General features: G+C 65.4%; 15 protein-coding genes and 1 pseudogene. 9 read left to right on the top strand and 7 right to left on the bottom strand.

Annotated features, from left to right (window positions below; all coding sequences use genetic code 11):
• The first annotated feature begins 36 nt into the window (after positions 1-36).
• Together NIBR502770_RS15305 and NIBR502770_RS15300 are read left to right on the top strand one after the other, a co-directional pair.
• A complete protein-coding gene (locus NIBR502770_RS15305; RefSeq protein ID WP_141182500.1) occupies positions 37-1,053 on the top strand; it encodes a zinc-dependent alcohol dehydrogenase family protein in 1,017 nt (338 codons plus the stop codon).
• Positions 1,054-1,197: 144 nt separating this feature from the next.
• Positions 1,198-2,238: an NAD(P)-dependent alcohol dehydrogenase gene (locus NIBR502770_RS15300; protein ID WP_141159293.1), complete on the top strand. Its 1,041-nt coding sequence runs from the start codon at positions 1,198-1,200 to the stop codon at positions 2,236-2,238.
• A gap of 15 nt (positions 2,239-2,253) precedes the next feature.
• Here the strand turns inward: NIBR502770_RS15300 and NIBR502770_RS15295 are convergent, their stop codons facing one another.
• The 5 genes from NIBR502770_RS15295 to NIBR502770_RS15275 all read right to left on the bottom strand — a co-directional run bounded on the left by NIBR502770_RS15295 (position 2,254) and on the right by NIBR502770_RS15275 (position 5,073).
• Positions 2,254-3,291, bottom strand: a complete 1,038-nt coding sequence (locus NIBR502770_RS15295; RefSeq protein WP_141182499.1) for a nitronate monooxygenase — start codon at positions 3,289-3,291, stop codon at positions 2,254-2,256.
• Positions 3,292-3,460: 169 nt separating this feature from the next.
• Positions 3,461-3,655, bottom strand: a complete 195-nt coding sequence (locus NIBR502770_RS15290; RefSeq protein WP_141159295.1) for a hypothetical protein — start codon at positions 3,653-3,655, stop codon at positions 3,461-3,463.
• A gap of 226 nt (positions 3,656-3,881) precedes the next feature.
• On the bottom strand, positions 3,882-4,649 hold the full coding sequence (locus NIBR502770_RS15285; RefSeq protein ID WP_141182498.1) for a GAF and ANTAR domain-containing protein: 768 nt from the start codon (positions 4,647-4,649) through the stop codon (positions 3,882-3,884).
• Positions 4,649-4,897 (bottom strand): hypothetical protein, encoded by a 249-nt coding sequence (locus NIBR502770_RS15280; RefSeq protein WP_141182497.1) that lies wholly within the window; start codon positions 4,895-4,897, stop codon positions 4,649-4,651. Before NIBR502770_RS15280 ends, NIBR502770_RS15285 begins: the two co-directional genes overlap by 1 nt.
• Positions 4,894-5,073 (bottom strand): hypothetical protein, encoded by a 180-nt coding sequence (locus NIBR502770_RS15275; protein WP_210418874.1) that lies wholly within the window; start codon positions 5,071-5,073, stop codon positions 4,894-4,896. The genes NIBR502770_RS15280 and NIBR502770_RS15275 overlap by 4 nt, the downstream gene beginning before the upstream one ends.
• A 141-nt stretch (positions 5,074-5,214) precedes the next feature.
• On the opposite strand from NIBR502770_RS15275, the gene NIBR502770_RS21245 reads away from it, so the two are divergent.
• Genes NIBR502770_RS21245 through NIBR502770_RS15265 form a run of 3 tightly spaced genes read left to right on the top strand, consistent with a single transcriptional unit; the run spans position 5,215 to position 6,382 of the window.
• Positions 5,215-5,403, top strand: a complete 189-nt coding sequence (locus NIBR502770_RS21245) for a hypothetical protein (protein WP_168223182.1) — start codon at positions 5,215-5,217, stop codon at positions 5,401-5,403.
• A gap of 26 nt (positions 5,404-5,429) precedes the next feature.
• Positions 5,430-5,642 (top strand): hypothetical protein, encoded by a 213-nt coding sequence (locus NIBR502770_RS21240; protein ID WP_168223181.1) that lies wholly within the window; start codon positions 5,430-5,432, stop codon positions 5,640-5,642.
• Between the two features lie 5 nt (positions 5,643-5,647).
• Positions 5,648-6,382 carry a GAF and ANTAR domain-containing protein gene (locus tag NIBR502770_RS15265; protein ID WP_141159299.1) on the top strand — a complete coding sequence of 245 codons (735 nt, stop codon included), beginning with the start codon at positions 5,648-5,650 and terminating at the stop codon, positions 6,380-6,382.
• A gap of 33 nt (positions 6,383-6,415) precedes the next feature.
• Here the strand turns inward: NIBR502770_RS15265 and NIBR502770_RS15260 are convergent, their stop codons facing one another.
• Positions 6,416-7,144 (bottom strand): Type 1 glutamine amidotransferase-like domain-containing protein, encoded by a 729-nt coding sequence (locus tag NIBR502770_RS15260; RefSeq protein ID WP_141182495.1) that lies wholly within the window; start codon positions 7,142-7,144, stop codon positions 6,416-6,418.
• Between the two features lie 90 nt (positions 7,145-7,234).
• Between NIBR502770_RS15260 and NIBR502770_RS15255 the strand changes: the two genes are divergently transcribed.
• The 3 genes from NIBR502770_RS15255 to NIBR502770_RS15245 all read left to right on the top strand — a co-directional run bounded on the left by NIBR502770_RS15255 (position 7,235) and on the right by NIBR502770_RS15245 (position 8,819).
• Positions 7,235-7,567 carry a metalloregulator ArsR/SmtB family transcription factor gene (locus NIBR502770_RS15255; protein WP_141182494.1) on the top strand — a complete coding sequence of 111 codons (333 nt, stop codon included), beginning with the start codon at positions 7,235-7,237 and terminating at the stop codon, positions 7,565-7,567.
• Between the two features lie 12 nt (positions 7,568-7,579).
• On the top strand, positions 7,580-8,077 hold the full coding sequence (locus NIBR502770_RS15250; RefSeq protein WP_141159301.1) for an SRPBCC domain-containing protein: 498 nt from the start codon (positions 7,580-7,582) through the stop codon (positions 8,075-8,077).
• Between the two features lie 151 nt (positions 8,078-8,228).
• Positions 8,229-8,819: a DUF1992 domain-containing protein gene (locus NIBR502770_RS15245; RefSeq protein ID WP_141182493.1), complete on the top strand. Its 591-nt coding sequence runs from the start codon at positions 8,229-8,231 to the stop codon at positions 8,817-8,819.
• Positions 8,820-8,854: 35 nt separating this feature from the next.
• Here NIBR502770_RS15245 and NIBR502770_RS15240 read toward each other — a convergent pair.
• Positions 8,855-11,025, bottom strand: a pseudogene (locus NIBR502770_RS15240) (transglycosylase domain-containing protein).
• Between the two features lie 178 nt (positions 11,026-11,203).
• Here NIBR502770_RS15240 and NIBR502770_RS15235 point away from each other — a divergent pair.
• Positions 11,204-11,830, top strand: a complete 627-nt coding sequence (locus tag NIBR502770_RS15235; protein ID WP_141182492.1) for a PadR family transcriptional regulator — start codon at positions 11,204-11,206, stop codon at positions 11,828-11,830.
• The last annotated feature ends 5 nt before the right edge of the window (positions 11,831-11,835 follow it).

The raw sequence follows: 11,835 nt of genomic DNA, 5'->3' as shown, positions 1-11,835 counted from the left end.
GTCCCGTTCAGCCGTTTCATTCTTGGAAGGACCAGCATGCGCGCAACCATCATGCACGCGCCCGGAGACGTCCGCGTCGAGGATCGTGACAAGCCCACCATCCAGAAGCCGACCGACGCAGTTATCAAACTCGCGGCCGCCTGTGTGTGCGGGTCCGATCTCTGGCCCTACCGCGGCGCCGACAAAATCTCCAGGCCCGTTCCCATGGGCCACGAGTACGTGGGGATCGTCGAGGAAGTCGGAGCCGACGTGAAGAACGTTACGCCCGGCCAGTTCGTCGTGGGGTCCTTCATCGCATCGGACAACACCTGCGAGATCTGCCGTTCCGGCTACCAGAGCGGGTGTGTCCACCGCCAGGGCGTAAGCGGTTCCCAGGCGGAGTACCTCCGCGTCCCGCTGGCGGATGGCACGTTGGTGGCCACGCCCGGCATGCCCGACGCCGACAAGGTTCCGTCGCTGCTGGCCGCCTCCGATGTCCTGGGCACCGGATGGTTTGCCGCGAAGGCGGCCCAGGTGGGCCCCGGGAAGACAGTGGCAGTGGTGGGCGACGGCGCCGTCGGACTTTTGGGGGTCCTGGCAGCCAGGCAAATGGGTGCCGAGCGGATCATCGCCATGTCGCGCCACACGGACCGGCAGGCACTGGCGCGCGAGTTTGGTGCCACCGATATTGTGGTGGAGCGCGGTGACGCGGGCGTGAAGAAGATCAAGGAACTTACCGGCGGCCTCGGCGCGCATTCCGTCCTCGAAGCCGTGGGAACACAGGAGTCGATGCTGCAGGCCATCCACGCCACACGGGCCGGCGGGCATGTGGGTTTCGTGGGCGTCTCCCATGACGTCTCGCTGCCCGGCCGCGACCTGTTCTCCTCGCACGTCCACCTGCACGGCGGCCCCGCCCCGGTGCGGCAATATCTGCCGGACCTGATCGACCTGATCCTCCGCGGCGACATTAACCCCGGCAAAGTGTTCGACCTCGAACTGCCGCTGGAACAGGCTGCGGAGGCGTACAAGGCCATGGACGAACGCCGCGCCATCAAGGTGCTCCTCCGCCCGTGACCAGGTTCCGTCCAGGAACATCGCCAAGGGTAGGACTCCCAAGACCAGTTTCAGCAGGGCCACGCTGGCCCGTCCTTTTCCGGGGTTTGCTCCGAACAACCCCGGTAGCATCGTGAATATCCCCCAACAGATCACAGGAGAACCATGACTACCGTCAAGGCTTATGCATCCCCGTCCGCCACGGAGGACCTGGTGGCAACCACCATCGAGCGCCGCGAAGTGGGTCCCCACGACGTCCTGATCGACATCAAGTTCGCCGGCATCTGCCACTCGGACATCCACACTGTCCGCGGTGACTGGGGCCCGCAGCAGTACCCGCTGGTTCCCGGCCACGAGATCGCCGGCATTGTCACCGAGGTAGGTTCCGCCGTCACCAAGCACGCAGTGGGCGACCGTGTTGGCGTTGGCTGCATGGTCAACTCCTGCCAGGAGTGCGTCAACTGCCAGAAGGGCGAGGAGCAGTACTGCCTCAAGGGCAACATCGGCACCTACGGCGCTGTTGACCGGGACGGCACCATCACCCAGGGCGGTTACTCCACCCACGTTGTGGTGACCGAAGACTTCGTTGTCACCATCCCCGAGGGCATCGACCTGGACGTCGCCGCACCGCTGCTGTGCGCAGGCATCACCACCTACTCACCGCTGCGGCACTGGGGCGCAGGGCCCGGCAAGAACGTCGCAGTGGTCGGCCTTGGCGGCCTGGGCCACATGGCCGTCAAGCAGGCCCACGCCATGGGCGCCGAAGTAACCGTGCTGTCCCAGTCGCTGAAGAAGCAGGAGGACGGCCTGAAGCTCGGCGCCGACCACTACTACGCCACCAGCGACGAGAACACCTTCGCCGATCTCGCCGGCTCATTCGACCTGATCATCAACACGGTCAGCGCCTCGATCGACATCAGCGCCTACCTGGGCCTGCTGAAGCTCGATGGCGCCCTGGTCAACGTCGGCGCCCCCGCGGAACCGCTTCCCGTCAATGCCTTCGCGCTGATCGGCGGACGCCGTTCCTTTGCCGGATCCATGATCGGCGGCATCCGCGAGACCCAGGAAATGCTCAACTTCTGCGCCGAGCACGGCCTGGGCGCCGAGATCGAGGTCATCCCGGCTGAGAAGATCAACGACGCCTACGAACGCGTGCTGGCATCGGATGTCAGGTACCGCTTCGTAATCGACACCGCCACCCTCTAAGGCACGGGCGATCCTCTAAGGCTGAAGGCTCCGCAGTATGGATACTGCGGGGCCTTCCACCGTGTTCCGGTAGTTGATGCCAGCCCATAGGTTCAGCCAGTCAGGCTCTCCTGCTGCCGCCGCGGCGGCGCGCAAGGGCGTAGTGAGATGGTGGATTTCCGGGTAGCCGTAGGGCGCCTCGCCGTCATGGCGGCGCATGAACTCGTTGTCCAGGCCCCTGGCATTGCGGCCCGAGAAAGCCCGGGTGACGGCCGTGGTGGTGAAACGGTCCGGTGCTGCCAACGCGGCCCGGTGCGCGGCCTTGGTGCCTGCTTCGTCCGCGCAGAGGAACGCAGTTCCTGCCTGGACTGCCACCGCACCGAGGGCCAGCGCGGCACGGGTGTGATCCGCCGTGGCAATACCGCCCGCTGCCACCAGGGGCACCTCCAGGTCGGCGAGTTCGCCAAGGATCCCGTGGAGGGGCACCAGGGGAGGAGGCGCATCCGCTTTGAACGTGCCCCGGTGGCCGCCGGCTTCGGGGCCCTGGACACAGAGGGCGTCGGCGCCGGCGGCGAGCGCCTGCAGCGCTTCGCCGCGTGCAGTGACGGTGGCGATCACATAAATCCCTCGCTGGTGGAGGGCTTCCACCACGCTGGCTTCGGGGAAGTCGAAGGTGAACGACGCGACCGCGGGCGCAAGGTCCAGCAGTGCTTCGAGCTTTGGTTCCCAGCCGTCGTCGTCATGCCTCGGCTCGCCCAAGGCCACCCCGAAGCGTTCGGCATCCGGGGCCAGCGCGCCGGCGTATTGCTGCAGGGCGGAAGGGCTGGCGACCGATGCCTGGGGCACGAACAGGTTCACGCCGAAGGGCTTGTCCGTCTGTTCCCTCACAGCCGCGATCTCGGCCCGCATGGCCGCGGCGGTTTTGTAGCCCGCCGCTACGAAGCCCAGTCCGCCGCTTGCGCTCACCGCTGCTGCCAGTTGCGGGGTGGAAGGCCCGCCGGCCATCGGTGCCTGGATGACGGGGAGCTCCAGCGATTCGAACATGAACCGTGCGTGCCTCTGCTGCGTTGCCATGAGCCCTTCCCGTCGTTTGGGTATCCCTGACGAATGCTACGCCGGTCTGCAGGGGTAGTTGGGACGGAAGCAGGTGCGGTCGTGCCGCACGTTTGACTGGACGGAAAAGGGGCGCGGACGACGCCGGGTAGGTCCCGCCGTCGTCCACGCCCCTTTGGTGGTGGGCCGCTTAGAGGGCCAGTGCCGGCTCGTTCCCGCGCACGCTCAGCGTGAAGGTGTTGGGTCCGCTGCAGGTGACGGCGATGCGGCAGGTGGTGGTGTTGTGGCGCGCGGAGAGGTCGGAGACCGCGGAGTCGAGGGTCTCGTGGAGGGAAGCCCGGTCCCAGATCTTCAGCGTCACGGATTCGGCAGTGTTAAACGTCATTGTTCAGTACTTTCCTGTGTCAAGCCGGCGCAGCGTCCGGCAGTGGCCTGTCCGCGCTCGGAGGGTCGGTGGCCTGCGCTCACCGGTGGGCCTCGTTGCGTCACCAGGATGTCAAGGGCGGATGGTCCGACCCTGCCTATCCATAGTGCCCGTGGCTGATCAACCGACTCAACCAAATCGCGCATTTATTGCGAGTGAATCTCATCACGTGTGATGCACGGCACAGCTACTCTTCGAAGTAGGCGGTGATCTTCTGCTCGCCCGAAATCGAGGTGATAACGGTTCCTGCAACCTCGCGGAGCTTGATGTTGCGGGTGTTCGACGCGCGGGTAAGGATGCTGAAGGCCGTCTCCCGGTCGCACCGGTTCTGGGCCATGACCGCCCCCACGGCCATGTCGATCACGGTGCGTGAGTGCATGGCGGCGGCCAGGTCATCCCTGGCTCCGCTGAGCTGGGATATCCGCAGGATCAGCCTCAGCGAACTGGCGGCCTGGGCTGCGAACGCCTCAACGGTGGCGATGTCCTCGGCGGAAAACCCGTTGCTCCTGCCCGAGTAGAGATTCAATACCGCCTCCGCGTCGCCCGCAAGATCCAGCGGGACGGCGAGGATGGAGGAGACGCCGTGCCGGGCTGCGGCCCGGGCGTAGGGTCCCCAGCGGGTTTCGGCGGCAAGCTCCGGCACCAGGAGGGTGGTTCCCTGCCCGAGCGCCGTAAGGCAGGGGCCCTGGCCAAATCCGTTCTGCAGTTCGTCAAGGGCCTTTGCCGCAGCATCGCTTGCTGCTACGGCCTTGGGTCTTTTGTGCCTCATTACGGTGACGCCGCTGTGGATGGAGTTGCCCGCGGTGGACAGCCGCGAACTGGCCAGGATTGCCAGTTCGGTGAGGAAACCCTTGATGTCCGGGCTTTCCAGCACCAGCTGCTGCAGGGACTGTTCCACATCTTCCAGGGGCTGCCCGTCGGGTTCCTGGAACGGCTGCCCTTCGCCGGCGGTCATTAATCCTCGTCCTCGGACAATTCCCTCATGGCCGTCGCAATCAGGCCCACCTGGGCAGCTGGAAGATGGAGCGCTTCGTTGAGGTAGGCGTCAAGCGACATCTCGTCGGCGTCGCCGCCAAGGCCGTAGTAGTAAGTCCACAGTTTTATCATCGGGACCTGGGTGTTGCGGAACCGCCGGGCCACGTCCTTCCGCTGCTGGTCGGCCTCCAGCAGTTTGTCGGGGCCGCCGGTCCAGTCGGCGTTCATCCGCGCGGTCCAACCGGCGGTGCGGACAATTCCCCGCCGTCCAGGGTGCTGGCATCCGTTCGGAGCCGCGAAGCAGAGCTGGTGCCCAGCGCGAGGAGGAACCCAGGGATTCCGGGGCATTCCCGCAGCAGGTCCTGGTATTCGTCTGCGGCGGCCAGAGCGTTTTTCCCGGCCATCGGGCCTCGATCCATAGTTGCGCCAGTCATTGCCTGTCCTGGCTGGCGGCCGCCGCTCTTCGCACGGTGGGCCCGTTTATTCAACTTCCGGATAGTGACACCATCCCGAAATCTCCTACCTTTGACACTACGCCCTTGGTGATGGATCTGATAAGCGGCTCCTTCGGCCCGGAGCTTGGCCCCTACCGGGTCCGCCGTCGTCGTCCCCGGTTCGCTGCCGCCGTCGTTGTCCCGTTCTGCCTCCGCTGGACTGCCCGGGCCCTCCGCATCCCCGGCCTGTGGCTGGTTGGCAGCGGACGCGGTTGGCGCGTGCCGAAATCCTCGGAATAGGGGCACGGGGACGCGGCAGGTCATCGATGAGTTCATTGGCGGCCAGCGCCAGCAAATCGCGCTGGATAGCCGGCCGCGAAAGCGGTACCTGCAGGCAGGCCTCCACTTCATATTCGCCGGCGTCGCCGGACGGGCTGAAGTACTTCAGCCGCAATGCGGACAGGGAGATTTCGGCTGTCTTCATTGCCGCCTCCGCTGCCGCCTCCGCTGCCGCGCAGGGGCCGGTAACCGTAAGATGAACCCCATGCTGAATCCTGCCAACAGTGTGACAGTCGAGCACCTCCAAGAGGTCCTGGTGGGGGCCGAGAATGCCGTTGAGTTCCTTTCCGGACTCTCGGGACTGGCGGCAGCGGCTGTCTCCAAGGCAGCCGGTGACGACATTGAGTGCGCGGTGACCATGAAGCTCCGCCGGCGCCCCACCACTGCTGCGGGCAGCAGTGCCAGGGCGCTGGAACTGGACCTTATCGAGCAGGCGCTGGGGGACGGTCCCTGCATCAAGGCGCTGCGCGAGATGGCGCCCGTGCTGATTGACGACGTCGGGCAGGACGGCCGGTGGACCACGTACAACCAGGAGCTGGTGGGGCGGGGCGTGCACAGCACCCTGGGTGTTCCTTTGGAGATCAGCGGCGAGGCCAGTGCCGCACTGAACTTTTTCGCCACGAGGCCGGGAGTGTTCACGGCGGAGGTTTATGACAAAGCGGTGGGCTTCGCCGCCGCTGCCCACAACACCTTGCACCTTTCGGTCCGCATCAGCACGGCGCAGAACAGGGCTGATGACCTGGAAGCCGCCCTGGAAAGCAGGACCGCCATCAACCTGGCCTGCGGCGTCATCATGGCGCAAAACCGTTGTTCGCAAGAAGACGCGATGGAGATCCTCACCAGGGTCTCCAGCAACCGCAACAAGAAGCTGAGGGACGTGGCCAAGGAATTGATTGAACAGCTCTCCGGAGGCAGTGTCCAGACGCACTTCGACTCCTAGCCTGCGCCTGGACCACAAACTGTCCAGGCCCCGTCAGGCGCCGGCGCGGATCGAGACGACAGTGCCGCCCCCTGCGTTGCGGATATCCCAGGCGTTGCCGCTGCCGATAACCCTGTATCCATCGGCGCCTGCCGGTTCCAGCACCACTGCCGTGTTCTCATCAATGGCGACCGCCCAATCCACCTGGCCGGCCGCTACGGCCCCCACTGCGCGGCTTACCGTTCCCGCTTGCGCCGCGTGGACATCCACCGCGAACGGGACCAGTCCCAGGCCCTGCCGGATCTCCACTGCCTCCAGGCCTTCCGAGCATTCCTCCCCGCACACGTCCACCCCGTTGATACGGTGGCCGCCGATCAGTGCACGGTTCGGCGCCACCATGGCCCCGGCGGAAAACCCCAGGTAGGGGCTGCCGGCGGCCACCAGGCGGGAAATGGCGGCGGCCGCGGGGAGCAGGCCTTCCCAATAGGCCGGCGTCAACCCGCCGCCCACCACCACGCCATCCACGCCATCGAATGCGGCAGGATCCGCCGGCTTGTCCCCGCGCAGCGGGATGGCCACGATCCCACAGTCAAGCCTGGCTTGGAGGGGCGCCGAGCAGGTCTCAATGAGTTCCTCCGGGCTTCCTCCTCGATGGTGTACGGCCACGGCAATCCGGACAGCCCGGCCAGGTGCCGCATGCCGGCGGACTGCATCCGCAAACTGGTCAAAGACATCCGGAAAGCCCAGTGGATCAGGGCCCGCCCCGGCAAGGAAGATGCTCATGAGCTTCAAGATACCGGCCAGAACTTGCCTGGCGGGGACGACGGAAAAAGCCATTGACCGGGGCTACCTAAAGGGATAATGTACAACCAAATGGTTGTAGATCCGCTTCGTGAGGCCGAACTGGACCGCCTCTTCCACGCGTTCGCCGATTCCACCCGCCGCGACATTGTCCGCAGGGTGACCGTAGAGGAGTTTTCAGTTTCCGGTCTCGCCGCCCTCTACGCCATGAGCTTCGCCGCCGTACAGAAACATGTGGCGGTATTGGAGCGCGCCTCCCTTGTCACCAAGGAAAAGCGCGGAAGGGAGCAGATCGTGCGGGGCAACCATGAAGGCCTGCTGAAAGCCCGGCGGCTGCTCGACGAATATGAACAAATCTGGCGGCAGCGCGCCGCCCGGATGGCAGCCATTCTCACTGAAGGTTAGGAAGGCAAGGCCATGACAGTCATCAGTACGGATAAAAACCCCGAGGCCCTGAGCCTCACCCTCGTTGCCGAGTTCGACGCCGGCATGCAACGCGTCTGGCAGCTCTTTGAGGACCCGCGGCAGCTGGAGCGTTGGTGGGGTCCGCCCACGTATCCGGCTACCTTCTACAAGCACGACTTCGTTCCGGGCGGCCGCGCCAGCTACTACATGACAAGCCCGGATGGGGAGAAGTTCCACGGCTGGTGGGAATTCACCAGCATCGAATCGCCGCGCCAGCTTGAATTCAACGACGGTTTCGCGGACAGCGACGGCAACCCCACCGGTGACCATGGCGTCAGCCATGCCACAGTGACGCTGGAACCGGTGGGGGAGCGCACCCGGATGACCATGCTGTCCGCCTTCGAGTCTGAAGAACAGCTGGAAGAGATGATCAAGATGGGCATGGAGGAGGGCCTCAAGGCAGCGGTCGGCCAGATCGACGGACTCCTTGCCGAGCACGCCAACGCCTGACAGTGCAACAGCCACTTCCTTTGCCACGGCGCCAGGTGGGCGGACGACGGCGGGACGTTCCGTCGTCGTCCGCCAACCCTGGGCGTTGAACGCCCAGGCCCGCCGCTGAATACTGGAGGTTGGGACCCGGCGAGGGAAGGCGGTGGCAGCAATGAGCGGCGCAGGGGAATTCCGCAAGCGCCTGGAGCGTGCGGCCGAGGTGCGGTCGTACCGTGGCGCCGGCATCAGCGCCGAGGAGGAAGCCGCGCTGGATGCCCTCGACGCGCAGGAGCGGGAGAAGCGCAGGAAAGTCAGCGATGCCGCCCGCGCGGAATACCTGGTCCGCGACGCCATGGCGCAGGGCAAGTTCGACAACCTGAAGTATGCGGGCAAACCAATTCCCGGCCTGGGCGAGTCGTACGATCCCGACTGGTGGGTGAAGGGGCTGATCCAGCGGGAGAACATCAGCGGCCTGGGGCCGGCGGCCATCCTCCTCCGCGCTGAGGACGCCGAGCTCGACGCGAAACTGGACGCCCAATACACCGAGCAGCAGGTCCGCGATGTCGTGGCGGATTTCAACCGGAGGGTGGTTGATGCCCGCCGCCAGTTGCAGGGCGGCCCACCGGTGGTCACCAAGACCCGTGACGTGGATGGGGAAGTGGAGCGTTGGCGCAGCCGGCGTGCTGTGCAGGTGGACGAGGCGCCGCCCGCGCCGGAGCCGGAACGCCCGTGGTGGAAGCGGCTGTGGAAGGGGACGGGTTAGGCGGCATCCAGATCCACCATGGATGCGCCAAGTGCCTACGGCCTGTAGTTGGGGTTAGGGCCGATCATCGAAGCGGGCGGTGGCGCGAACGGGGTTGCGGGATACAGCGGCGCCACCTTGAGCATGTAGTTGGCCCACTGCGGCCCGGCAATCATGTACCCGTCGAGGCGGGGATAGAAGGTTCCGTTGATGGTCACGTTCTGCCCGGCCCGCTTTTGGCCTTCCAGTGCATCGCCGAAGAAGGAAGCCGTGACAAGGCCGGTGGTGTAACCCACCACCCACGTGGAACCGTTGTTGTTGGAGGTTCCAGTCTTGGCGGCGGTGGGCACCGTGTCCTGTACTTTCGGGTTGATCCAGACACCGGACCCCTTCTTCAGGACGTCCTGGAGCACTGAATTGACGCCCCGGGCCACGTCGGGCTTGACGGCGTCGTGGCAGTCGGGGGCCTGGGCGGGCAGCTTCGCCCCTGCCGCATCGGTCACCTCGGCCAGGGCGATCGGCGCACAGTAGCGGCCCTCCGTGGCGAAGGTGGCGAAGGCGTTTGCCAGGGTAAGCGGAGCCACGCCCGTGCCGCCCAGCAGGTTGCCCAGCTGATGCATGTTGACCGGGGTGCTGTCCAAGCCACTGTGCAGGCCCACGGAGTCCACCATCTTCTGGATGCCGCAAAAATCGAGCTGGGCAGCCGAGGCGAAGGTAGCGGTGTTGATGGAGTTGTACAGGCCGTAGTTGACGGGCATCGGCCGGTAGAAGCCGTCCTCGGCGTTCTGCAGGTCATCGGCAGCGCCAAGGGCCGGGTTGGCCTGCGCCGTGCTGTACGCGCCCAGCACCTTCCCGCAGCTGTCCTTCCACGGGAACCCCAGGGGATAGACCCGGCGTGAGGCATCCACTTCCGCGGTCAGCGGCTTGCCCTCGTTCAACCACTCCGCGAAGGTAAAGGGCTTCATGGTGGAGCCCGGCTGGAACCCGCCGGCGCCATTCAGGTCATTGCCCTGGGCGTCCCTGGCGTCCACGTTGAAGTTCAGGTTGGTGTCAAATTTGCCAGGCTGGGGGAGGAATACCGTGTTCTGGGCCATGGCCAGGATCTTGCCGCTGCCTGGCTGCAGGGTCAGGAGCGAGGCTGCCCACCGGTCCGGATTTGCACCCGCTGTACCGTCCACCTGGGCCTGGGCGGCCGTCTGGAGCCTGCTGTCCAGGGTGGTGACGATAGTGAGGCCGCCGCGGTACAGCCTGCGCTCGCGCTCCACTTCGGTGGCGCCGTAGGCAGGATTGTTCAGGATCAGGTGGGAGATGTAGTCGCAGAAGTAGGGCGCCATTGCGGCATTGGCGCAGCCCTGCTGTTGCGGCGTGATCTTCAGCTCGATAGGGGTGGCCACTGCCGCGTCGTACTGGGCCTGCGTGATCCTTCGCAGGCGGAGCATCTCGGACAGGACCTGGTTCCGGCGCACGATCGACTTGTCCGGATTGGTGGCCGGGTTGTACAGGGTGGGGCTGTTGACCAGCCCGGCCAGCAACGCGGCCTGGGGCAGGGTGAGGTCCTTCGCGGTGGTGCTGAAGAAGTATCGCGCCGCGGCTTCTATCCCGTAGGCATTGCTGCTGAAAAACACGATGTTGAGATAGCCCTCAAGGATCTGGTCCTTGGTGTACTTCTTCTCCAGCGCGATGGCGAGCTTCATTTCACGCAGCTTGTCACCGAAGTCCTTCTGCCCGTTCAGCACCACCGCGTCCGGCCGGTCCTGCGAGAGTTGCGCCTCGTTCAGGACGTTCGTGACGTACTGCTGCGTGATGGTGGACGCACCCTGCTCGCCCCCTTGGTCAGGTTGGACACCAGTGCGCGCAGGATGCCCTGCGGATCCACGCCGGCGTGGGTGTAAAACCTGCTGTCCTCGATGGCAATGATGCCGTCCTTGATGAAGGGGGACATCTGGTCCAGTGGAACCCTGACGCGGTTTTCCGCGTAGAAAGTGGCAATAGCCTGCCCGTCGGAGGTGAGGACTTTGGTGGCCTGCGACGGCGGCTGGACGGTCAGCTCCGTGGGCAGGCTTTCGAAGAAACCAATGGAGGAACTGACGCCCATCCCAGCGGCTGCCACGGCAGGAACCACCAGGCTGGCCGCCAGCACTCCGCACATGACGCTCGCAGCAAGGAAACCCAGGAGCCTTCCCAGGGCGGCGCCAAAGCCGCGCCTGCGCTTCCGCTTCTTCACCATTCCTCGGCCCTCGTCCTCGAAGGTGGGATCAGAATACGCCCCTGCAAAGAGGTGAAACAGGGGCGGAAGGTCAGGATTTGGTCACGCTGAACCCTTGACTCAGCGATAGTTACCGACATATCGTTAACTATCGCTGAAGACGCAGCGAGCACATGAAAAATGAAAGGGCGATGCCACCATGAAAGGCATATTTGATGACAAGAATCCCGGCCCGGAATTCGGCAAGGGACGCTTCGAGCGGGGGAGGGGCCACAGGGGGCCGCACGGGCACCGGGGTCCCGGCTTCGGTCCCGGCTTCGGGCCTGGTTTTGGGCCCGGATTCGGAGCTGGGTTTGGGCCGGGCTTTGGCCCGGGTTTCGGACGGGGCGGCCGGCGTGCCAGCCGGGGTGACGTCCGCTCAGCCATCCTGTCGCTGCTGGCGGAGGCCCCGTCCAATGGTTACGGACTGATCAAGACCATCGCCGCAAAGACCGGCGGAATGTGGCGGCCCAGCCCGGGATCCATCTATCCCACGCTCCAGCAGTTGGTGGACGAGGGGCTGATCGAGGCCGTGGGCGAGGGCCGGGGAACAGAGTTTGCGCTGACGGACGCCGGGAAGGCCTACGTCGCCGAACACGCCGAGGAGATGGAGAACGCCTGGAACGCTGAACCGGACAGCGCCGACAGGGACTTCCACCAGAGCATTGCCAAGCTGATGGGCGCCATCCATCAGTTCCGCACCGGGGTGAGCGAGGAGCAGCGGGCCGCCGCGATGGAAAAGATGGACGAACTGCGCCGCGCGCTCTACAAGATCCTTGCGGACTAGGGCAG

The sequence above is a fragment of the Pseudarthrobacter sp. NIBRBAC000502770 genome (genome assembly GCF_006517815.1).
In the GTDB taxonomy this organism is placed as follows: Bacteria; Actinomycetota; Actinomycetes; order Actinomycetales; family Micrococcaceae; genus Arthrobacter; species Arthrobacter niigatensis.
This window is presented reverse-complemented; position numbering and strand designations above follow the sequence as displayed.

Excerpts from the sequence above, each read along its gene's own strand:
- NIBR502770_RS15305 (WP_141182500.1), top strand. The coding sequence starts at position 37 with ATGCGCGCAACCATCATGCACGCGCCCGGAGACGTCCGCGTCGAGGAT.
- NIBR502770_RS15300 (WP_141159293.1), top strand. The coding sequence starts at position 1,198 with ATGACTACCGTCAAGGCTTATGCATCCCCGTCCGCCACGGAGGACCTG.
- NIBR502770_RS15295 (WP_141182499.1), bottom strand. The coding sequence starts at position 3,291 with ATGGCAACGCAGCAGAGGCACGCACGGTTCATGTTCGAATCGCTGGAG.
- NIBR502770_RS15290 (WP_141159295.1), bottom strand. The coding sequence starts at position 3,655 with ATGACGTTTAACACTGCCGAATCCGTGACGCTGAAGATCTGGGACCGG.
- NIBR502770_RS15285 (WP_141182498.1), bottom strand. The coding sequence starts at position 4,649 with ATGACCGCCGGCGAAGGGCAGCCGTTCCAGGAACCCGACGGGCAGCCC.
- NIBR502770_RS15280 (WP_141182497.1), bottom strand. The coding sequence starts at position 4,897 with ATGAACGCCGACTGGACCGGCGGCCCCGACAAACTGCTGGAGGCCGAC.
- NIBR502770_RS15275 (WP_210418874.1), bottom strand. The coding sequence starts at position 5,073 with ATGGCCGGGAAAAACGCTCTGGCCGCCGCAGACGAATACCAGGACCTG.
- NIBR502770_RS21245 (WP_168223182.1), top strand. The coding sequence starts at position 5,215 with ATGGATCTGATAAGCGGCTCCTTCGGCCCGGAGCTTGGCCCCTACCGG.
- NIBR502770_RS21240 (WP_168223181.1), top strand. The coding sequence starts at position 5,430 with ATGAGTTCATTGGCGGCCAGCGCCAGCAAATCGCGCTGGATAGCCGGC.
- NIBR502770_RS15265 (WP_141159299.1), top strand. The coding sequence starts at position 5,648 with ATGCTGAATCCTGCCAACAGTGTGACAGTCGAGCACCTCCAAGAGGTC.
- NIBR502770_RS15260 (WP_141182495.1), bottom strand. The coding sequence starts at position 7,144 with ATGAGCATCTTCCTTGCCGGGGCGGGCCCTGATCCACTGGGCTTTCCG.
- NIBR502770_RS15255 (WP_141182494.1), top strand. The coding sequence starts at position 7,235 with ATGGTTGTAGATCCGCTTCGTGAGGCCGAACTGGACCGCCTCTTCCAC.
- NIBR502770_RS15250 (WP_141159301.1), top strand. The coding sequence starts at position 7,580 with ATGACAGTCATCAGTACGGATAAAAACCCCGAGGCCCTGAGCCTCACC.
- NIBR502770_RS15245 (WP_141182493.1), top strand. The coding sequence starts at position 8,229 with ATGAGCGGCGCAGGGGAATTCCGCAAGCGCCTGGAGCGTGCGGCCGAG.
- NIBR502770_RS15235 (WP_141182492.1), top strand. The coding sequence starts at position 11,204 with ATGAAAGGCATATTTGATGACAAGAATCCCGGCCCGGAATTCGGCAAG.